The following is a 21,081-nucleotide window of genomic DNA, read 5'->3' on the forward strand; positions in this document are numbered from 1 at the left end:
GCTGACGATTATGGGACGCTGATAACCAGATTACGCCCGGAGTTTTTTGCCCGATACAAGGCTTGATCTGCTTGGTCGTGCAGCGTGTGCGCATCCCAATTGTTGTTGAGGGTGGCCACGCCGATGCTCACCGTAATGTGGCCTTGACCAAAAAGATGCTCGGCAGTGCAGGTGCGCAGCCGTTCGGCTAACAATACTGCGCCTTCTTGGTCGGTTTTCGGCAGGATAATCGTAAATTCTTCGCCTCCATTGCGTGAAACAATATCAACATCGCGCACATTATCGCAAACCAAGCGCGCAAAATCACGCAATAGCACATTGCCAACTAAGTGGCCATATTTATCGTTATATTGCTTGAAATAATCAATATCTAAGGCTAATAATGATAATGGATACTCATAACGATAGGCTAAGGCAACTTCACGATCAAGCATTGTTATAAAATGGCGTTGATTAAATAAACCAGTTAATCCATCGGTTATTGCTAATTGCTGCGTAATTGTATACAGATGGGCATTTTCAATTGCAATTGCCGCTTGGGTTGCAAAAATTTCGAGCACTTGCACCGATTCAAACGAAGGCTTACGCCGATCGCGGGGATCGTCAACAGAGAGAATGCTAATTAAATTATTATCTGAATCGTACAATGGCACAAACAATGCATCATCTTGATGCCATTCATGCGGTCGTCGCTCGCCCAAGTCAGCGCGATAGGTATCATCGCTGTTACCCCAAATTGCTGTATAGCTGGTATGGCTGTGGGGAATATAATATGAGCGACTGATGCGAAATTCCTCGCGCATGACGCTCCGATACCAATTAATTTCTACTAATTGATCGCGTAATTCAAACCAGCGCTCATCAGGCACGCCAGCTACTGCACGCCGCCGCATAAAGCTTGGTCGTTCTTGATCGACTAAACTGAGCAAGGCAATATTAAAACCTAAGCTGGCTTGAATCGCACGTACAATTTCTGGCAGCAAATCATTTAAATTGAGGTTTGCGCTTAATGCTTGGCTAATGCGTAACACTTCATTGAGTTGTTGTGATCGTTGAGCCAACAAAGCTTGTTGTTCAACCGCCTGTTGATGAATATGCGCATTATGAATCGAAAGCGCCGCATGATCAGCAATTTGGCTAACGAAACGGGTTGTATCCTGATTAAATGTACCAACCCGATCACTTTCCAAAATCATCACGCCTAAAACCTTGCCACTATGGACAATTGGCACCGTCATTTGACTTAATGTGGTTGGTCGCGAATTAACATAATAGCCAGAATCACGAATATCAGCAGTCCAATCTGGCTGGCCAGTGCGCGCAACCAAGCCAGCAATCCCGCGATCAATCGGCCAGCCCTCAAATTGAAAGCGCCGAATTTCAGCAGGATAGCCCTGAATCGCCCGAATATACAAGCGTTGCTGCTCGGGATCGAGCAAACACACCATACCTGCATCAGCATGCATAATTGGCTGAATGCGGTCGAGCAAGCGATTGAGAATCGTATCAACATCAAGGGTTTCGTTTAAATCGCGGATAGTTGCTTCGAGGGTTTCGAGTTGGGCCACCCGAACTTGGAGCTGTTGATCAACCGCTGCAAAGCGTTTGGCGTGGGCAATTGCGACTGCTGCTTGATCAGCGATCATGCTCAAAATTTGTTCGTCGTGAGAAGAATAGGCCTCAACCCGTTCGACCGATTGAACGCTAATCACCCCAAGTACCTGCTCACCAAGCACAATTGGAACCCCTAAAAATGATTGCACCGGCTGGCCAACAATAATGGGGGCAACCGTTGCATTGTGGTCATGGTCGTTGATGCGGAGAGGCCGCCGATGCTGCAAAATCCATTCGGTTAAGCCATCGGCATAGGGTCGTGAGGGCCACGAAACCCGTTGGCCGTTTTCGACCGCCAAGGCAAACTCGATCAATTGCAACTCAGGCGAATATAACGCCAAATAAAACTGGCGGGTATCCATTAATCGCGATGTTTGACTATAAATCTCCTCAAGCACCGTATCCAATTCCAAGGCTTGATTAATCGCATGGCGAATCTCGTGGAGCGCATGCAACTCGGTAATCATGCGTCGAATTCGCAAAGGATTGGCTTGAAAGTGAGTTCGTTGCCGCGAAGAAAGCCGTAGCACGGGTCGTCGCTTGGTCATGTCGCGTCCAGGTCGTTTTGTGCGATTAGTAAACACCGTTGTGGCCTATTATAACAGGTTGATTTTCGGCTTGTCTATGAATATCCGTCGGCGATCGCAGCTCTTCTCATGGCTGTATTGTAGCCTAGCATGCAAGTGCCCAAGCAGCTTGGCTTGGCGGCTTCACTTGGCTTAAGCAGGCTTCATACCACTGGTTGCGGCCTAAAAATCGGCATAGATAGGCTTTTAGCCCAACATTGGTTAACACTTTTAATTACTATGGGCTATTGTACACTATGTCACGTAGTACATTCGCGTACTTAAGACAGTACCAAAGTCATAACCCATGTGGTGAGTTTGCTGGCTGGCAGAGGCGCGCTCTAGCAGCCAAATAAATCGTGGTATACTGCCCGACGTATGAGTACTGATGGTTCTACAACCGAAGATAACACAAAGCAAGCGGAATTACCTCTGATTGGCTAGACCAGTGAGCGGGAATTCCCGCTCGTTGTGTGTTTGCCACATGGAGGTGTCCGATGACCAAAATCCTCGATATTCGGCCAACCTTAGATGACGTGCGGGCTGCGCTCGATGCTGGCGCAATCGACCAAGCAAGTCAACTGGTTGCCAACCTACACGCTGCCGATGCAGCAGCGATCCTCGATGAACTCGAATCCGATGAGCTTTACGAAGTTTTTGCTCGCCTCAACCTTGAGCATGGCGCAGATGTTTTAATTGAGCTTGATACCGATTCGCAAGTGGAACTGGCCGAAACCCTCACCAGCGATCAGCTTTCTGATTTGCTTGAGCAAATGGAGCCGGATGATGCAGCTGATGTGTTGGTCGAGTTAGAGCCAGCCCAAATCGCTGCCACGCTTGCCGCCATGGACCCAGAAGATTCCGACGATGTTCGCCAATTGATGCAGCACGACGAGGAGAGCGCTGGCGGCTTGATGACCTCGCATGTCGTGACCTTGCGTGATCGATTAAGCACCCAACAGGCAATCGAATTGCTGCGCGGTTTGCAGCCAGAAGATGAATCGGTCTACTATTTGTATGTGGTTGATGCCAACGATGCGCTGGTTGGCGTGGTAAGTTTGCGCTCATTGGTCATGGCTCCTGCCCAAACTCAGCTCAGCGACATTATGGATCGCAACGTGATTACCGCCAGTGTTGAAACCGACCAAGAAGAATGTGCGCGCTTGCTTGCTCGTTACGACTTGTTGGCCTTGCCCGTGGTTGATGCGCAACGGCGGATTGTCGGCGCGGTTACTGCCGACGATATTATCGACGTAATCGCAGAAGAAGCTACCGAGGATATGTATCGCCTCGCCAACTTGCCACAAGACGAAGATGTTGAAGATTCATTGTTTCGCTCATCGCGACGGCGCTTATTTTGGCTGTTTGTCAATTTGCCCACAGCCATTTTGGCGGCTTGGGTGGTGAGCAACTTCGATGGTACGGTCGAAAAAGTGACGGCGCTAGTGCCATTTATGCCAATTATTGCAGGCATGGGCGGCAATGCAGGCATTCAAACCCTGACCTTGATTGTACGTTCGATTGCTTTGGGTGAAGTGGCAACTGGCCAAGGATTCCGCGCCTTAGGTCGCGAAGTTGGCATTGGGGCGATCAATGGCGTAGCATTTGGCAGCGCAATTGGTGTGCTTGGCTGGTTGTGGCAGGGCAATCCAATGTTGGGATTGGTTGCAGGCTGTGCGATGTTGCTAAATTTGGTATCAGCGGCAATTGCTGGCACGGTTGTGCCGCTCACGCTCAAGTTGTTTCGGGTTGACCCAGCGTTGGCCTCAGGCGTGATTGTGACCACCGTGACCGATGTAACTGGCTATAGCTGCCTGCTTGGTTTAGCTACGATCTTAATTCGCTATTTAATCTAGGAGCGTCTATGCCTACTGATAACGACCCGCCAGACCAGTAGAACGGCACGAGTTGCAAGATCAATTGCCTCGTGCCGTTCGTGTTTTTAGGGCCTATTGGGTTGGCACTAAGAATTGCGCCGAACACCACCCCTCAACTTGGGTCTGAACCTCGCGGACTTGGAACCACAACGTCCCATCAATATTTTGCTCGGAGAGCTTGGTTAATTGCGTTCCCTCAGGCATCGTTTTGACAATATTGCCACCAGGCTGATCGCGTAAGAACAAGCCATCGCTGCCAGTGCCAGTGACCGCAAAAACAGGGCCTTCGCTAGGAATCGTCCCGTTATCGGTAGGAACCAAGCCCTCTAGTGTGGGTGATGGCCCAACGACAATTTGCGAAGTTGGTTGGTTGGGCAGATTCAAGCCTTGGTTGTTATTGGGATCTTCAGTTTTACCAGGCCGATTCGAATATAAGATGAAGATAATCAGTACAATCACCACGACTGTGGCAATTACAACATAGCGATAGCCACCTTTGCTGAGCCACGAGGCGACACCTTGGGTATTGAATGTGTCGATTGGGCTGGTGCGGCTGGTGTTGGCGCGGCGGCGCTCTGAGCGCCAATCATTATTAACCATGCCTTGCCACGACTGATCATCTTTGCGTAACTCGGCTGGGTCAATCCGACGGGTAGGGGCGGTTGGGCTGGTTTCGTCATCTGGACGGTCATAGGGACGAAAGCGGTTTTGGCTCATCGCCGTCATCCTTTCATCGCTGCAACTACTCTAGGTCGCTTTACTAGTGCCTATTATCAATGAAGTTTGGTGTTTGGGCAAGAAGAATCCTACAAGCCCAGAATTATTCGCACTCAAAATTTGCTCAGCCTGCTGATAGATTAAGGGTTGATCTCCAAAAAACGTAGCGGCCCTGGCGATGTTGAGCGAGCGTGATAACCATAATCGATGAAATATAGCCCACGGCTATCTGCTTCCCATGCATTGCCACACAATCTGGCAACAGAATTTTCAACCGAAACGATTGTTGGAGTTAGCGGTGATGCGCCTGGGGTTGGCACAAACCAGACGGTTCCTTGTCCGATGTTATAGAGGCCATTGGGTGAGACACTGTTATCAATGAAACGCGGCCCTGTACTCCACCATGGGCTTGTCTTATGTGGATCAGTCTTTCGAGTATCTGTCACAGTTGCCGTCGATAGATCAATCAGCCAATGCGGCATGACAATCAACACATCATTGCTTGCCCCAAGCATCCAATCCATTGGATCTCCATAGGCATGCTTATCGGCCTCAGGAAGGACGATAGGCTGTTTCGTGATTAGGGAATATATTTGATACTGCTCAGCGGCAGGGCGATTCATCTGTACAATTAGCGCATATTCTCGGCTTGGGGAAATACTACAATCATCAATCTCTAGATCCAACACTCTGGGCGCAATCGCATCGCGCTCGTCGTGGTTCAGCGTTGTGTTACAGGCCGCAAGAAAAACCAGGAGACTAAGGCTACCAACCAAGCGTTTCCATCTCATCAGCTACTCCTTATCAATTAAGTACAGACCACCCATCCAAAATATAACATTCATGGTTCGTTTAATGATAGTACACTGAATAGCGAAGAATGAAGGCTCAAAGCTCGAGGCTAAAAAAGCAACCTTTGCGATCTTCGCGATCTTCGCGGTTGCAAGCTTCGTGTCCTTCGTGTTCTTCGTGGATCAATAGTTTGTTTGGAGGAAGCAGCATGCGTTATCGCAAACTAGGCCGAACTGGACTTAAAGTTTCTGAATTGTGTTTGGGCACAATGACTTTTGGCTGGAGTGTCGAGGAGCCAGAGTCGTTTGCCATTATGAGCCAAGCGCTTGATGCAGGCATCAATTTTTTTGATACTGCTGATGTCTATTCGCGCTGGGACCCGCGTTCGTATGCAGGCAAAACCGAAGAAATTATCGGGCGTTGGTTGGCCGAAGATGCAAGTCGGCGCGATAAAGTTGTGCTCGCAACCAAAGTGCGCGGCCAAATGGGCGACCAACCAAACGATCAAGGGCTTTCGCGCAAACACATCATCGCGGCGGTCGATGCCAGCTTGCGGCGCTTGCAAACCGATTACATCGACCTCTATCAAACCCACTTTCCCGATGGCGAAGTGCCAATTGAAGAAACCCTACGCGCGCTTGACGATTTGGTGCGAGCTGGCAAAGTGCGCTACATCGGCTGCTCGAATTATCGCGCATGGCAATTGATGGAAGCCCTGTGGACGAGCGACAAGCTGAATCTAGCCCGCTACGATTCGTTGCAACCGCATTACCATTTGCTCAATCGCGAAGAATTTGAGCGCGAACTGCAACCAGTGTGTTTGAAATATGGCGTTGGCGTGATTGTTTATAGCCCACTTGCTGGCGGCTTGTTGACTGGCAAGTTTCGGCGTGGGCAGCCAATTCCTGAGGGCACGCGGGTTGCTGAACGTGGCCGTGACGATAAACGCTTGGGCGAGCCATTGTGGCAATTGATCGATCAGCTGGAAGTGTTAGCAGAAAAGCATCACAAAACCATTCCCCAACTGGCAGTTGCTTGGGTCACTGGCGCACCAGCAATTACCTCGGCAATTATTGGTGCAACCAGCAGCGCGCAATTGCAAGACACCTTGGGCGCTGCCGAATTTGAACTGAGTGCCGAAGATCGGGCAACTTTAGACAACCTAAGTGCTTGGGAGAACGTCTAAACATCATTCGGATGGCCGACGAAGCTCCATCGTAAGATTGGTTTTTGCTGAGAAACGTTGCCAAGGCGTAGGGGCAATGATACAATACCACGGGCAACTACATCGCATCTTCCATTTCGAAGGAGTCTGATCGCGATGAACTCTCCCGTACTCGTCCTCAACCATAATTACGAGCCACTCAATATCTGCTCTGCACGCCGTGCCTTGATGCTTGTGTTGGGTGGTAAAGCCGAAGTGTTGGAACACAACCACGCCGTGTTGCACACGACCAACGACACGATTGCTTGTCCGTCGGTCATCCGATTGGGCCATATGATTCGTCGTCCCTTGCCAAACGTCAAGCTTTCTCGCCGTGAAATTTTCCGTCGCGATCACTACACCTGCCAATACTGCAATCGGATCAGTGCTGATCTCACGCTTGACCATGTGTTGCCCCGTCACCGCGGCGGTGCACATAGCTGGGAAAATCTGGTAAGCGCCTGTCGCACTTGCAATCATCGCAAGGGTGGGCGTACTCCTGAGGAGGCACGAATGCGCTTAATTCGGCCACCCTTTCGCCCGTTTGCAAGCCCATACTATTTAATCGAACGCCGGATGCATGGGCTTGGTCTTGAAGAATGGCGTAAATTTCTGCCTGCGTCCTTTCAAACAGTGGAGGACGATCAATAAGGAGTTTGGGTATGTTACAGCGCATTGCGGTGGTCGATGATTCGAGTGAATTTCAACAGTTAATTGATGTGATGTTGCAATATATTGGCATTCGGGAAATTCACCACTGGGCTTCGAGCCTCGAAGCGTTGCCAAAGTTGATCCAAAATCCGCCAGAACTGCTGATTCTTGATGTGATGATGTCGGGGATGGATGGCTTGAATGTGTGGCGTGAATTACGGGCGCAGCCCAACACCAAAAGCTTGCCAGTGATCGTCTGCACTGCCGCAATTAATAGTATCGTGCATCAAGAAGCCCAGCTTAATGCAGACCCATTAACCGTGATTTTACCCAAACCATTTACGCTTGATGAATTGCGACAGGCGATGAGTCGGGTCGCTCCACTTTGGCAAGTGGCGGTCTAACGACAAAAAGCCGTAGTTAATTTGGCCTAAAAATGCGAATTAGCGCACTGTAATGCTGTTTCTGCTTGCATAGCATCGGTGGGTACGCTATAATACTTTCGCATTTTACGCCATTATTCTTTAGCAATTCGCCCAAATCCACGATCGTCATTCAGTGATCGACACGGATTATCAGATGCGCTGGATGCACAGCGCAGGGAGGAGCGGCATGGCTCTCACCACGATCCAAGCACTCTACGATGAAGCACGGTCTGCTCTCGAAACAGGGAAGGAGGAGCGTGCCATAGGTGCGAGTGAGCATCTGCTTGAATCGTTTCCCTATTATCTTGAAGCGTACCGTATCCTCGGCGAATCGTATCTCAACCGCCAAGATTTAGCCAAAGCCGTCGAAGCCTTTGAACGGGTCTTACGTTCCGACCCCGAAAATATCCCTGTCCACGTTGGCTTGGGGGTAACCTACGAGCGCCAAGGCAATCTCGCAGCGGCTATCCGCGAATTTGAACAAGCTTTTGAAATTAAGCCCGATTTGCCTGAGTTGCGTTCGCAAGTCTTGCGTTTGTATACCGAAGCATGGGGTAGCGAAAACGCCCGCATTTTGCTGAAAAAAGCAGGCCTTGGTCGCATGTATGTGCGCGGACGACGCTTCGATAAGGCGATTCAAGAATTTAACGATGTGCTCGCCGACGATCCCAAACGGGTCGATATTGCGGTTGCCCTCGCCGAAGCACTTTGGCGCAATGGCCAAGAGGCCGAGGCCGCCGAAGTTGCCAGCGATATTCTGCGCGACTATCCCGATATGCTCAAGGCCAATCTGATTTTGGGCTATCACTTGTTGTCTGCTGGCGATCCCAAGGGGCGTACGTTGTGGCAACATGCCCAGCAACTCGACCCTAGCCAAGGCGTGGCCTATGCCTTGTTCGATGGAATGCTCCCCCCAGTCGAAGCCCCCGATACCAAAATTGAAGCCTTTGATGAAGCTGCTTGGAAGGCCAAAAAGGCCGATAAAGAACGGCTTGCCCGCGAAGCAGTCGAACAAGCTGAACGCGCTGAACGCGAGCGCATCGCCGCTGAACAAGCAAGCAAAGCACCTGCCGCCTCATGGCTGGCCGAAGTCGAAGCCGAACCGGTCGCGGTTGGGGTGGCTGCCCACGGCGATGACGATTTCTTGCGCAGTTTGTTGTTTGGCGATTTTGGGGCCGCGCCTGCTAGCCCACCCGCCCAAACCACCAGCGCCGAACCAGCCTACGATGTCGATTTCAATCTCGACGACTTGGGCTTGGATATTCAGCCCTTCTCGCTTGATGAGGTCGATGAATCTGACCCATTCAGCAACAAATCCTCAACTCCTGCCGCCGAACCAGTGCTTACACCAGTAATGCCTGAACCAGAACCCGTGGTGGCAAATACTGTTGATCCTGATGATTTTGAGTTGCCAAGCGATCTTACGCCATTCAGTTTTGGCGATTGGGACGAAAGCGACATCGATGATATTCCAGGCATTGGCTCGGATACTGGCAAATTGCCAGAACAATTGCAGCCATTCTCGTTGGAAAATTTTGATGATGTGCAACCTGAAACCAACACCAAGGCCCAAGATGATGATGTTGTATTGCCGAATACCTTAAAGCCGTTCTCACTCGATGAACTGAGCTTCGACGAAATCGACACGCCATCAGAGCCAAGCATGCCATTTAGCCGCGATTTACCGCGATATCCCGATAGCGAGGAAGAATCAACCGGCTTTAGCTGGCAACAACCACGCTCGCGCTCACGCTCGATCTTTGGCGCACAACCTGAGCCAGAGTTCAACCAAGACGAAGAAGATGATGCTGGGATCTTCAATCGCATGGTGATCAAGAAGCAAACCCAAACCTTGCCACCATTGGTTGAGCCAGTCTACGATCCAAGCGATTCTGACGAAGAAGCGATGAACTTCTTCTCCAATGATAACGTCGATTTGCGCAATTATGATGAGCATGATTTGCACACGGCAGATACCGAGCCTGCAATCACGCCATTCTCATTAACTGATTTGGGCTTAGATGCAGCCGAAATTGCCGATTACAACGCAATGGGTAACCTCGACCAACCGCAAACCCAAGCCGATGAAGAATTGGAAATCAAACCATTCTCATTGGCCGAGCTTGGGCTGAGCGACGATGAGATTGCGCTGTTGCAAGCCAGCGACGATAGCGCCTTGCCAACCGATCCTACCAACGATGAATCAGGCTTAACGCCGTTCTCGTTGAATGAATTTGGCTTCGATGCTCCCGCCGCTAGCGATGAGCAAGCATTTAGCTTTGATGAGCCAAATATTACCCCCTTCTCGCTCGACGATTTGGGGCTTGATGCTGATGAGCAAGCGCTCTACTCAGGCGAGTTCAAGGCAACCCCAGCAGCTGAACCCACACCCAAGGTCGAAGAAGAGCCAAATATGACTCCCTTCTCGTTGACCGATTTGGGCCTCGATGCTGATGAAATCGCTCAATTCGAAGCCATGAATCAAGCACCAGCCGCCGATGATGAATTCAATTTCGATGGTGGTTTGCAGCCGTTCTCACTCGATGATTTGGGCTTCGATCAAGAGCCACAAGCCTACGAGGAGCCAGTGCGCGAGCTAAGCGATAGCTCACAACCGTTCTCCTTAAATGATATTGGCTTGTCTGCTGAAGAAATTGCCGCAATCGAACAAGCTGGCCAAAATCAAAGTGATGACCCAATTTTTGATAACTTGTTGGGCATTGGCCAACACCAAGGCTATGTCGATTTGACCGACATCATCAATCAATTTGATGATCCAGAATCGCAAACCGAGGAAATCGACCGCATCGCTTTGGCTTTGCACGATAATGGCATCCAAATTCGCGATGGCGATGAGGTTATCAATATGGACGAGGAGTTCTCTGGTGATGAGGCCGATGCCTACGAAACCGAAGAACCACTTGCCAACTTCATTGCTGGCGATTTCGATCAGCCTGTGAGCTACAATCAACAATCAACTGATTTGGAGCCAGCAATGACTCCGTTCTCGTTGACTGACCTTGGCTTGAGCGCTGAAGAAATTGCGGAACTCAATGGCGAAAGCAGCGAAACCACCGCAGAAGAACCAGCGCCATTCTCGTTCGATAATTTCGAATTGGATGCGCCGGCAACGAACGAAGCCGAGCCAGCAATGACTCCGTTCTCGTTGACGGATTTGGGCTTGAGTGCTGAAGAAATTGCCATGTTGAATGGCGATACGGTAGAAACCACTGCTGAAGAGCCAGCACCATTCTCATTCGACAATTTCGAACTGGATACGCCAACAACGAACGAAGCCGAGCCAGAAATGACTCCCTTCTCGTTGACGGATTTGGGTTTGAGCGCCGAAGAAATTGCAATGCTCAATGGCGACACGGCAGAAACCACTGCTGAAGAGCCAGCCCCATTCTCATTCGATAATTTCGAATTGGATACGCCAACGACCAACGAAGCCGAGCCAGAAATGACTCCGTTCTCGTTGACTGATTTGGGTTTGAGCGCGGAAGAAATTGCGCTGCTCAACGGCGACACAGCAGAAACCACTGCTGAAGAACCAGCGCCATTCTCATTCGATAATTTCGAACTGGATACGCCAACGACGAACGAAGCAGAGCCAGCAATGACTCCGTTCTCGTTGACGGATTTGGGCTTGAGCGCCGAAGAAATTGCGCTGCTCAACGGCGACACGGCAGAAACGCCCGCCGCAGAGCCAGCACCATTCTCATTCGACAACTTCGAACTGGATACGCCAACGACGAACGAAGCAGAGCCAGCAATGACTCCGTTCTCGTTGACGGATTTGGGCTTGAGCGCCGAAGAAATTGCGCTGCTCAACGGCGACACGGCAGAAACGCCCGCCGCAGAGCCAGCCCCATTCTCATTCGATAATTTCGAATTGGATACGCCAACGACCAACGAAGCCGAGCCAGAAATGACTCCGTTCTCGTTGACGGATTTAGGCTTGAGCGCCGAAGAAATTGCGCTGCTCAACGGCGACACGGCAGAAACGCCAGCTGAAGAGCCAGCACCATTCTCATTCGATAACTTCGAACTGGATACGCCAACGACCAATGAAGCAGAGCCAGAAATGACTCCGTTCTCGTTGACGGATTTAGGCTTGAGCGCCGAAGAAATTGCCATGCTCAATGGCGACACGGCAGAAACGCCAGCTGAAGAACCAGCGCCATTCTCATTCGATAATTTCGAACTGGATACGCCAACGACCAATGAAGCTGAGCCAGCAATGACTCCGTTCTCGTTGACGGATTTAGGCTTGAGCGCGGAAGAAATTGCGCTGCTCAACGGCGAAAGCAGCGAAACCACCGCAGAACCAGCGCCATTCTCATTCGATAATTTCGAATTGGATGCGCCGGCAACGAACGAAGCCGAGCCAGAGATGACTCCGTTCTCGTTGAGTGATTTGGGCTTGAGCGACGACGAAATCGCCATGTTGAATGGTGAAAGCAGCCAACCAGCTGCCGAAGAGCCATCGCGCTTTGGGTTTGATAACTTTGAGTTTGAAACCCCAAGCAACACGCCGAACGAAGCAGAGCCAGAAATGACACCGTTCTCGTTGAGCGATTTGGGCTTGAGCGACGACGAAATCGCAAGCTTGGAAGGCACTCCGAGCGAGCCTACAACTGAAATCGAAGCCGACGAGCCAGATATGTCGCCGTTTAACTTCGACCAATTGGGGCTAACCGCTGAAGAAATTGCCGCATTGGAAGGCACCGAAGCACCAGCAACTGAAACGACGAATGAGCTAGAGCCAGATCTCACGCCATTCTCGTTGGCCGACCTTGGCTTGAACGAAGAAGAAATTGCTTCGTTGCAACAAGGCGACGATGATCGCAGCTTGAAGCTTAGCGAAGAAGAATTGATGGGCATCGATTTTGCCTTGCCAAGCGCCGAGCCAGAACCAGAGCCAATCGTTGCTGAAGCATCGGCTGAGCCAGAGATGACCCCATTCTCGTGGGAAGATCTGGGCTTGAGCGATGATGAAATTGCTTCGATTGAAGCCCCGGTCGAGCCAATCGTTGAGGCTGCGCCAGCGGTCATTGCGCCAGTTATTGTGCCAACTCAGCCAATTATTGCTGAAACGCCTGCACCAAAAGCTGAGCCAGAACCAGAGACCAAACGCGCACCGTTGTATCCGGTTTCGCCGCGACCACGCGAAGAAGATCAACGGCCACGCGATCGCTTATACAATGTTTCGCCACGGCCTGAGCCAAAACCAGTGACGGAAACGCCAGCGGTCGAAGCCCAGCCAGTGGTTGCCCAAACACCACAGCCTAGCGCCAGCCCAGCTGTAACCAGCGGCGCGAGTGGCGATGGTCCCGACTTTAGCGAATACTATCAACAACTCGAAGCTGATCCCAGCAACCATGGCTTGCGAATGGCCTTGGCGCGCATGATCAGCCAAACCGCATCGGTCGACCAAGCATTGACCGAATACAAACGGCTGATTAAACAAAATCAACTGATGGATCAAGTAGTTGATGATTTGCAAGATCTGATTGAGTCGCACGATGACCCAGGCTTGCTCCAACGGCTGCACCGTGCCTTAGGTGATGCCTATTCTAAGCAAGGACGCTGGCGTGAAGCGATGGATGAGTATGGCTGGGTGCTAAATAAACCACGTCGTTAATGCACCAAGCGACTGAAGAAAGGCTAAACCGTATGCGTCATATCGTTGAGGACTTAATTCGGGTTGAAGGGGTTATCGGCAGCCTATTGGTAGGCCGCGATGGCTTGGTTATCGCCAGCACCTTGATCGAAGATGAAGATGCTGAAGTATTGGGCGCGATGTCGGCAGCAGTGTTCGGCGAAATTGATAAAGCAACCAAGCGCATTGGCATTGGCACGCTGGTTGATGCAATTATTGATGCAAAAGATGGTTCAATTCTGTTGCTCGAAGCGCGCGACGTGATCTTGGCAGTTGTAACTCAGCGCATGGTCAATCTTGGCTTAGTCAAGATTGAAATGCGCCGCGCTGCCAAAAACATTAGCAAGGCTGTGCCAATCTAGGCCGAATTGCTTAATTATTGCTCAGCGAGTCACCGTAACTGGTGGCTCGCTTTTTTATGCCGAGCTGGCAAGTATGCTACAATGCCCACGATTGAATTAACGATCCCTATTTTTTTGATTAACAAAGCATAATGGAGGCATTTCTCTGTGGAAAAGTCATTGATCATCTTAAAGCCTGATGCAGTTCAACGTGGCTTGATTGGCCCAATTTTGACCCGCTTGGAAGCTCGTGGCTTGAAATTCATCGGCATCAAGTTGTCGCAAATCAGCGGCGATTTGGCTCACAAGCACTACGGCGTTCACGAAGGCAAGCCTTTCTTCGCTGGCTTGGTTTCGTACATTACCTCAGGCCCAGTGCTCATTGTGGCTGTTGAAGGCAAAGATGTGATCGAAATTGTGCGCTCAACCGTTGGCGCGACCAATCCCGTTAAGGCTGCTCCTGGCACCATCCGCGGCGATTTTGGCGTAAACATCGGGCGCAACTTGATCCACGCCTCAGATTCACCTGAAAATGGCGAAAACGAAGTGGCGCTGTTCTTCAACAGCGAAGAATTGATTCGCTCAGAGCGCTCAGTCGATCAATGGATTACCGAGTAATCTGATTTGCTCGACTGGCCTTGGGATGTTTCGGCATTCCAAGGCTTTTTTATGTTAATCAGGCCTCGCTTGGTGTTTGGGTAGGTTTAAACCAATCATTGGCCAACAGCATGCCTCATCCCTCAATTTAGCCACAGATTGGCTATGGGGTAGGTTTTAAGATCCCCTCACCCCAACCCCTCTCCCGTGCGCGGGCGAGGGGCTTTTTCACCCAGATCGCTGGGAAACCAGCGTTGACTCCCCCTCGCCCGCGTTCAGTGGGAGAGAGGGTCGGCTTCCAAGGGTAGGTTTTAAGATCCTCTCACCCCCAACCCCTCTCCCGTGCGCGGGCGAGGGGGCTTTTTCACCCAGATCGCTGGGAAACCAGCGTTGACTCCCCCTCGCCCGCGTTCAGTGGGAGAGGGGGCTGGGGGTGAGGGAATGCTCTACAATCGCTCAAAACCTACCCTTGAAAGGATCTAAGCCCCGACCCCTGATCCCTCAATTTAGCCATAGATGGACACAGATTTTTAGGATTAGGTTCGCGCCAACCCATAGCCAATCCCCTTCATCCCTTATCCCTCATCCTTCTATTTAATCTCGACTCGATCAAGCTGAAAACCAAGTAGGCGCAAGGGATCGGAAGCCCGCGAACTAACTCGCGTTGCTAAATCCTCGGGGCCGCTGACGAAGGTGCTGCTGGCAAATTCGATCAAGAGGTCACTGCCTTGGGGCTGGGCTGGCAGCGTAATTTCCAGCCACTGCCAAGCTGGGATAAGTTGGTAATTGTCGATTAATTTGCCATTCACGCTCACGCTGATGCGGGTTGGTTGCCAATCGTTGGTGAAGCCATTCAGGTGCAGACGCAAGGTTTGGGTTTGGCCAGTTGCTGCTTGCGGGAAGCGCAACGCTGATGCTTGGCTGCTCCAACGAAAATCTGGCGAATTATGCTCGCTTTGATAAAACCCGCGCACATAGCCATAATCCAAGCCGCTGCCAAGATCGATCGTCGTGGTCGGCACGACGGTCAAATAGTCCCAAGCCCAATCCAAATCGTTGATAATTTCGACATCGCGGAAGTTGAAACGGGCCAGCGCTTGCGAAATTTGGCCTTGGCGTTGCAGCAAATTGCCTTCGAGCATCAAAATGCGCGCCGATTGAATCGGGTTGTTTTTGGGATTTGCCTGTTGGTAGAAAGCCAGTGCTTCTGCTGGTTTGCCCTCGGCTTCGAGCAATTGACCGTTGATCAACGCCAAACAGCGTCGTCCGGTATAGGCGCTGATGCTGGTGTTTTCGCTGCGACCTTCAGCATCGATGTGGTCGTGCAATCTTCGCGCTGCTGCTAAATCTCCAGCTTGCAGCAAACCTCGAATTTCTTGGCATTGGTTGGCTTGCTGCACTCCAGCAAAGCCCAAGCGCACATCTTGCCACACGCTGCGCACGCCCACCGCTTCGGGCAAATAGAGATATGATGGCAATACGATGAGCCAGATCAAACCTGCGCTGGCCCAAGCATAGCGCTGTTGGCGAATGCTGGCCCAAGTTTCGCGCCATTGCACCACGCCACAAACAGCATAAATCATGATAAACGGCAGTAGTGGTTGGCGAAAACGAGCAATCGCAAAAATCAGCGAACCAACAATAATGTTATAGCCCAGCCAACCAAGCACCAATCCCTTGCCTGCACCAGATTGTTTGCGCCACAAACCAAGCACCGCCAAGCCAACAATCACAACATACAGCGTATCGTCGAGCAACAACCCAAGCAGATGCGGCAGGGGCACGCGGCCATCAACATAGCCATCGGTCAGGTGCTCGGCGCTATCAAAACGCACCTGCAAAATATCCAATAATTCGAGCGTTGTTTTGCTGATAAAGCGTTGTGGATACTCGCCCAGCCATGTAAAGCCTTGGGCATAGGCCTGATTTTGGCGGGCTGCCTGCGAGCCTTGGCAAACTAAACCATTGCCGCCACATAAGATTTCGGCCAGGCGCGTGCCATTGCGGCCTTCAGGCGTGGCAATTTGCGCACCGAGGGCAAAATTATAGCCACCTGTTGTATCGACCAAAATTAAGCCATCGCCATTGCTCCAACGGTTGGTTGCGAAGGCCGTCCATGGCAAGACAATCATGCAAACGCTGAGCGTAAAGCCAAGCACTGGTTTGATCATTGCCTGCCAGCGTGGGCGTTGGTTCTGCCAAATTTGCCAAGCAATCCAGAGGGCTGGCAGCGGCAGCCAAGTTAAAATGATAGCTCGGGTTAGTGCAGCCAAGCCAAAGCCAACCCCGGCCAACAGCAAATCACGCCAATGGCGGGTGCTGGCCCAACGCAGCAGCAACAAATTAGCCGCCAAGAAAATACTCAAAAACAGGGTTTCTGAAAGCATAAAATAGCTAAATGCAGCGAACGAATAGCCGAGCGCCATCATCCAGCCTGCAATCAAACTCACTCGTGCTTGTTGTTCTGCTGGAGCTAGGCGTTTGGCGATGCGCATCGTCAGCCAAACGCTTAAAACACTGAGCAACGCTTGGCTGAGCCGTGGTGCCCAGAGCGCACTATTGCCAAATAGCTTGATATGTGCCGCCAAAAAACTAACGTAGAGTGGTGGTCGCGTCCAGATCCAGCCATCAAAAAACTGGAATTCGCGACCTTGGGCCAGCCAAATCGCCGCGCCCCAGTATTCGCCTTCGTCGCTAATCCAATCTTTATAAGGCAGCAGCCACCACGTTGCGAGGCGCAAACCAAGAGCTGCCAGCAAAATGATAAGCGTATGCAGAGTATATCGTTTCATCGTGTGAGATAGACCATCGAAGATCGTCTATGGCTAAATTGCATTTCAAGGCTGCAAGCGTAGACGAGATGGCCAAAATATGCAAATTATTTAACCACGAAGAGCACGAAGAGCACAAAGTGTAGATTTTTCTTCGATAGCAAATAAGCGTAATTCAGGCATCGACCAAATAATCTATTAGCGTTCTTCGTGTTCTTCGCGGTTAACACGTTTCTACAGCATGTCATAGGGTAGCCTAGTGCTTTTGGGGGTCAGCAAACCTTACCATGCAAGCGCTTGACATCTGCGTAGGCTATGCTATTCTGTTTAGAACAAATGTACTACAGCGCTGATGAACGATATATTACGAATGGGGAACCGAGTATGCAAGCAAGACAACAGCTAAAATATGCCTTAGTCGAATACACCACCAACAAAAATTTTTGCAATGTTTACGATGCTATGGGCATTGAACGGCTTGAGTGGGAAGTTGTGAGCTACGATCGTACGCGGCGCGTGCATCTTGATCGGGCGAATGCCTACTTGCCGATTTTGCGTTGCAAATTGTTGGTGCACCATACCTTAACTGGCAAGGCATTTGAGCCAGGTTGGAAGCTTGAGGTATTTGGTGGCTCAGTTCGCGATGATGGCATCGAAAGTCGTTTGTTCAAGGTCGAATGCGATCCTGGAGCCGATCACAAGTTTGCGCGCTTTCCAATTCGCTTATCGATTACAATCGGGCCTGGCAAACAAACCGCCACCGGCGGGATTGCGCCCGATGGCAAGCCAACAACCCAACTGGCAATGCGCTTTCCTGCCGACGATTGGCTCGGCATTTGCCTCGAAATTCGCGACTTTTTGCAGCAGCATCAAGCCCAACTCGAAAGCTACCGCAAAAATCTGCAACGCGAGCGCCAAGAACAACGCCGCAAAGATATTCCTGCTCACAGCGCAGCTGCTTGAGCATCGATATAAATATGACGAGTTTTTACGTTAAAACGGAGGATCTACCACAATGGCCAAGGATTTAAACAAAGTTCAATTGACCGGACGCTTGGGCGCAGACCCTGAAATGCGTTTTACCCCCCAAGGTACCGCTGTCACAACCTTTCGAGTTGCCTCAAACCGCACATGGAAAACAGCCGAGGGCGAACAACGCGAAGATACCGAATGGTTTTCAATTGTGGCTTGGAACAAGCTAGCCGAAATTTGTAATCAATATTTGAATAAAGGCACGCGGGTGTATGTTGAAGGCCGTTCGCAAACCCGCTCATGGGTTGAAGAACAAAGCGGCCAGACGCGCTACAAAACCGAAATCGTTGCCAACGATATGATTATTCTCGATGGCCGCCGCGAAGGTGTTGCTTATAATTCCGAAGACCCAGAAGAAGAATGGGCTAGTGCAGCACCCGAGCCAGCTCCTGTTGCCCGCCAAGCAGCTCGTCCGGCGCAACCAGCACGCACCAACGGCAATGGCAATGGTAATGGCGCAAGCAGCCCTGCCAAAGCCCCAGCGCGCAGTGCTGCTCCAGCTGCAACCCAAACGCGGCCAGCTTCACGCAAACCAGTTGTCACCGACGAAGACGATTTGCCATTCTAAATTGGCTCGTAGGGTATAACGATAAACACCACCATTCGTTGTGAATGGTGGTGTTTGTTTAAGCTCTATACAATCTGCACAAAGCTATTCACATATTTAACAATTGACAGCCATGCTAGCGCTTGCATGAGTTGCTACACTATGCCATAATTCAGCATAAGATTGTGCAAATTGCTAGTGAGACGATTTTTAATCGAATCGTCGCCAAGTTTAGGTATCGATTGTGGCAACCCTCTATGAAATTTGGCGGCTGGCCTTACCGCCAACAACTAGCCTGCGGGCTGGCGAGGCCAACACTCTTGCAGTCCGTGCGGTTGTGCTGGCTCGACCAACCCAACCAGCCCTGCCCGATCTTGCTGGCTCCGAAGTTGTGCTGGTTAGTACAACTGTCTTAGATTCGTTGCGACTTTCGTTAGCACGCTTGATTGAGCGTTTGCATGGGACTTCAGTTTTGGCTGTCGGACTCACCGGCATGGTCGATGAGCGAGCTGTGGCAGCGGCAGAGATTGCCAACATCACCTTATTTGAATTGCCGCATAACGCCGATTTGCGTATGGTACAGCGCGAAAGTGAACGTTTGCTCTCCGACCCCGAAGCGCAATACGAGCGTCGCGCCGCTCAATTGTATAGTGCCTTAACTATGAATGGCCTGAACGAGGGTCGAACCCCGCTTTTGCGCATGCTTGAGCTTTGGACTGGCCATAGCGTGGTTTTTCCGGCGGATGCTGGCATGCCAACCACCGTGCCTGTGCTGCTTGATGGGCATCGGGTTGGCTTTCTTGGCAGTATCGGTAGTCATCCTTGGGATGCTGGCGCGCTGGAACAAGGCTCTGCTGCCTTATCATTATTGCTCGATAAAGAACGGGCCATTGAAGCCACCGAGGATCGGTTGCGTGGCAGCGTGCTTGAAGCCTTGCTCGCTGGCATTCCCTTGGATCTGCCTGGCCAACGCCGCGCTGCTGAACAGGGCATTTTGCTCGATTCGGCCTATGCCTTGGCTGCGTTACGCCCCCAAGATGTAGCCCAAATCGAGCGCGTAATGGCATCGGTACGGCGGGCTTGCGACCGTTTGCGCTACCCAGCCTTTATTGCCGATCACGATGGCGTGATTGTCTTGGCCATGCCGATCGATAGCCTCGACAACCCCGAACAGCGCTTGCGCGAGGTGCATACGGCCTTGCACGAAGCCAGTTGGGTGCTTGATGGCGGCTTTGGTATCGCCTCGGAAAATGGCGCATGGTCGGGAGCTTGGGCCGAAGCGATTGGCGCATTACGGCTTGGCCGCGAGCTTTTAGGCTCTGGGGTGCTTGCTGGTGGAGCCGAATTGGGCGTTTATCGGCTACTACTGAGCGTGGCAGACTCTGCTCGTGCTAGAATGTTTTATGATCGGACGATTGGCCCATTAGCTGCTCACGATGCCAAACAAGATGGCGATTTGTTGTATACCCTACAAATGTTTTTTGCCTATCTTGGCAACCATAGTCAGGCGGCGGCAGCTTTGCATATTCACCGCAATACCCTACTCTATCGGCTTGGTCGAATCGAAAATATTGCATCGCATCATCTCGACCGCGCCCCAGATCGGCTGGCGCTCCAGTTGGGCTTGGCCCTGCATCGGATCTATCAGAGCCAAAAGCCTGATCTAAAAAAAGCGTAGAATAGAGGACAATCGAAGGAGCAGACGCTATCGTGGCGATAGCGTCCAACATTGTTGTACTCGACACACGATTGTTCGGAGGATTGTATGCGGCTCTGGCGTAAAACAGTGGTACGGGCAACGCTCTTATTCAGCGAATCTGGCGTGATGGTTGAAGCCTATGATGAATTTATGTTTAGCGAAACCTCACCGCCGCTTGTGGTTGGCAAATATCGTGAAATTGCTGCGCCGCGTGGTGCCGCCGTCTTTGCGATTCAATTTACCCATGTGATTACCGACATTTTTCAGGCACTCCAAACGTTTAAACTGCAATACTACATGCCCCAACAGCCCAATTCATTTCTCGAAGATTATTTGAGCGGGCCGGGTGCTGATGCCGATTTATCGTTGCGCGCAGTTGCTACCGGAGCCGATTCGCTCAATCGCGATCAAAAACGGGTTATTTGTACCTTGCTATCGAAAAGTGATCCCCAAGCATGGGAACGTTCACGCGAGTTTCGCCAACTGTTAGAAAAGTAGGTGTCTGATGCCTTTTGATTGTGCTGGCCTGCGCCCAAGCCAAATTGACAATGGCTCAAGATTTCACCATAATGGTGCAAGATTC

At 51.1% G+C, this 21,081-nt stretch carries 15 protein-coding genes; 11 read left to right on the plus strand and 4 right to left on the minus strand.

The features are described 5' to 3' along the window. Positions 1-8 precede the first annotated feature (8 nt). Positions 9-2,162 (minus strand): diguanylate cyclase, encoded by a 2,154-nt coding sequence (locus C5S61_RS16855; RefSeq protein WP_110516700.1) that lies wholly within the window; start codon positions 2,160-2,162, stop codon positions 9-11. A 515-nt stretch (positions 2,163-2,677) separates the two neighbouring features. On the opposite strand from C5S61_RS16855, the gene mgtE reads away from it, so the two are divergent. Next, positions 2,678-4,036 carry a magnesium transporter gene (gene mgtE / locus C5S61_RS16860; RefSeq protein WP_110516702.1) on the plus strand — a complete coding sequence of 453 codons (1,359 nt, stop codon included), beginning with the start codon at positions 2,678-2,680 and terminating at the stop codon, positions 4,034-4,036. 93 nt (positions 4,037-4,129) lie between these two features. On the opposite strand, the gene C5S61_RS16865 is transcribed toward mgtE, so the two are convergent. Further along, the gene (locus tag C5S61_RS16865) at positions 4,130-4,774 is read right to left on the minus strand and encodes an SH3 domain-containing protein (RefSeq protein WP_164689568.1); all 645 of its coding nucleotides are present in this window, start codon (positions 4,772-4,774) and stop codon (positions 4,130-4,132) included. 140 nt (positions 4,775-4,914) lie between these two features. Beyond that, positions 4,915-5,298 carry a hypothetical protein gene (locus tag C5S61_RS26630; protein WP_124033451.1) on the minus strand — a complete coding sequence of 128 codons (384 nt, stop codon included), beginning with the start codon at positions 5,296-5,298 and terminating at the stop codon, positions 4,915-4,917. A gap of 476 nt (positions 5,299-5,774) precedes the next feature. Here C5S61_RS26630 and C5S61_RS16875 point away from each other — a divergent pair, with 476 nt between their 5' ends. From C5S61_RS16875 to ndk, 6 genes are all read left to right on the plus strand, one after another. Beyond that, entirely contained in the window at positions 5,775-6,752 is a 978-nt protein-coding gene (locus tag C5S61_RS16875; protein WP_110516708.1) for an aldo/keto reductase, read from the plus strand. 135 nt (positions 6,753-6,887) lie between these two features. Continuing rightward, positions 6,888-7,421, plus strand: a complete 534-nt coding sequence (locus C5S61_RS16880) for an HNH endonuclease (protein ID WP_054534795.1) — start codon at positions 6,888-6,890, stop codon at positions 7,419-7,421. A gap of 11 nt (positions 7,422-7,432) precedes the next feature. Then, positions 7,433-7,825 carry a response regulator gene (locus C5S61_RS16885; protein WP_110516710.1) on the plus strand — a complete coding sequence of 131 codons (393 nt, stop codon included), beginning with the start codon at positions 7,433-7,435 and terminating at the stop codon, positions 7,823-7,825. A 208-nt stretch (positions 7,826-8,033) separates the two neighbouring features. After that, on the plus strand, positions 8,034-13,493 hold the full coding sequence (locus C5S61_RS16890) for a tetratricopeptide repeat protein (RefSeq protein WP_164689570.1): 5,460 nt from the start codon (positions 8,034-8,036) through the stop codon (positions 13,491-13,493). Positions 13,494-13,525: 32 nt separating this feature from the next. Further along, positions 13,526-13,873: a roadblock/LC7 domain-containing protein gene (locus C5S61_RS16895; protein ID WP_054534792.1), complete on the plus strand. Its 348-nt coding sequence runs from the start codon at positions 13,526-13,528 to the stop codon at positions 13,871-13,873. Positions 13,874-14,020: 147 nt separating this feature from the next. Next, the gene (gene ndk / locus C5S61_RS16900; RefSeq protein WP_054534791.1) at positions 14,021-14,470 is read left to right on the plus strand and encodes a nucleoside-diphosphate kinase; all 450 of its coding nucleotides are present in this window, start codon (positions 14,021-14,023) and stop codon (positions 14,468-14,470) included. 569 nt (positions 14,471-15,039) lie between these two features. Here ndk and C5S61_RS16905 read toward each other — a convergent pair. Beyond that, positions 15,040-17,241, minus strand: a complete 2,202-nt coding sequence (locus C5S61_RS16905; RefSeq protein WP_110516714.1) for an ArnT family glycosyltransferase — start codon at positions 17,239-17,241, stop codon at positions 15,040-15,042. A gap of 363 nt (positions 17,242-17,604) precedes the next feature. Between C5S61_RS16905 and C5S61_RS16910 the strand changes: the two genes are divergently transcribed. The 4 genes from C5S61_RS16910 (at position 17,605) to C5S61_RS16925 (ending at position 20,996) form a co-directional block, all read left to right on the plus strand. After that, positions 17,605-18,183 (plus strand): hypothetical protein, encoded by a 579-nt coding sequence (locus C5S61_RS16910; protein ID WP_110516716.1) that lies wholly within the window; start codon positions 17,605-17,607, stop codon positions 18,181-18,183. 52 nt (positions 18,184-18,235) lie between these two features. Further along, complete coding sequence (locus C5S61_RS16915) at positions 18,236-18,820, plus strand: single-stranded DNA-binding protein (protein WP_110516718.1); 585 nt, start codon at positions 18,236-18,238, stop codon at positions 18,818-18,820. A 223-nt stretch (positions 18,821-19,043) separates the two neighbouring features. Beyond that, the gene (locus C5S61_RS16920) at positions 19,044-20,477 is read left to right on the plus strand and encodes a helix-turn-helix domain-containing protein (protein ID WP_110516720.1); all 1,434 of its coding nucleotides are present in this window, start codon (positions 19,044-19,046) and stop codon (positions 20,475-20,477) included. Between the two features lie 87 nt (positions 20,478-20,564). Then, positions 20,565-20,996 carry a hypothetical protein gene (locus C5S61_RS16925; protein WP_110516722.1) on the plus strand — a complete coding sequence of 144 codons (432 nt, stop codon included), beginning with the start codon at positions 20,565-20,567 and terminating at the stop codon, positions 20,994-20,996. The last annotated feature ends 85 nt before the right edge of the window (positions 20,997-21,081 follow it).

This window comes from Herpetosiphon llansteffanensis (genome assembly GCF_003205875.1).
Classification (GTDB): Bacteria; Chloroflexota; Chloroflexia; order Chloroflexales; family Herpetosiphonaceae; genus Herpetosiphon; species Herpetosiphon llansteffanensis.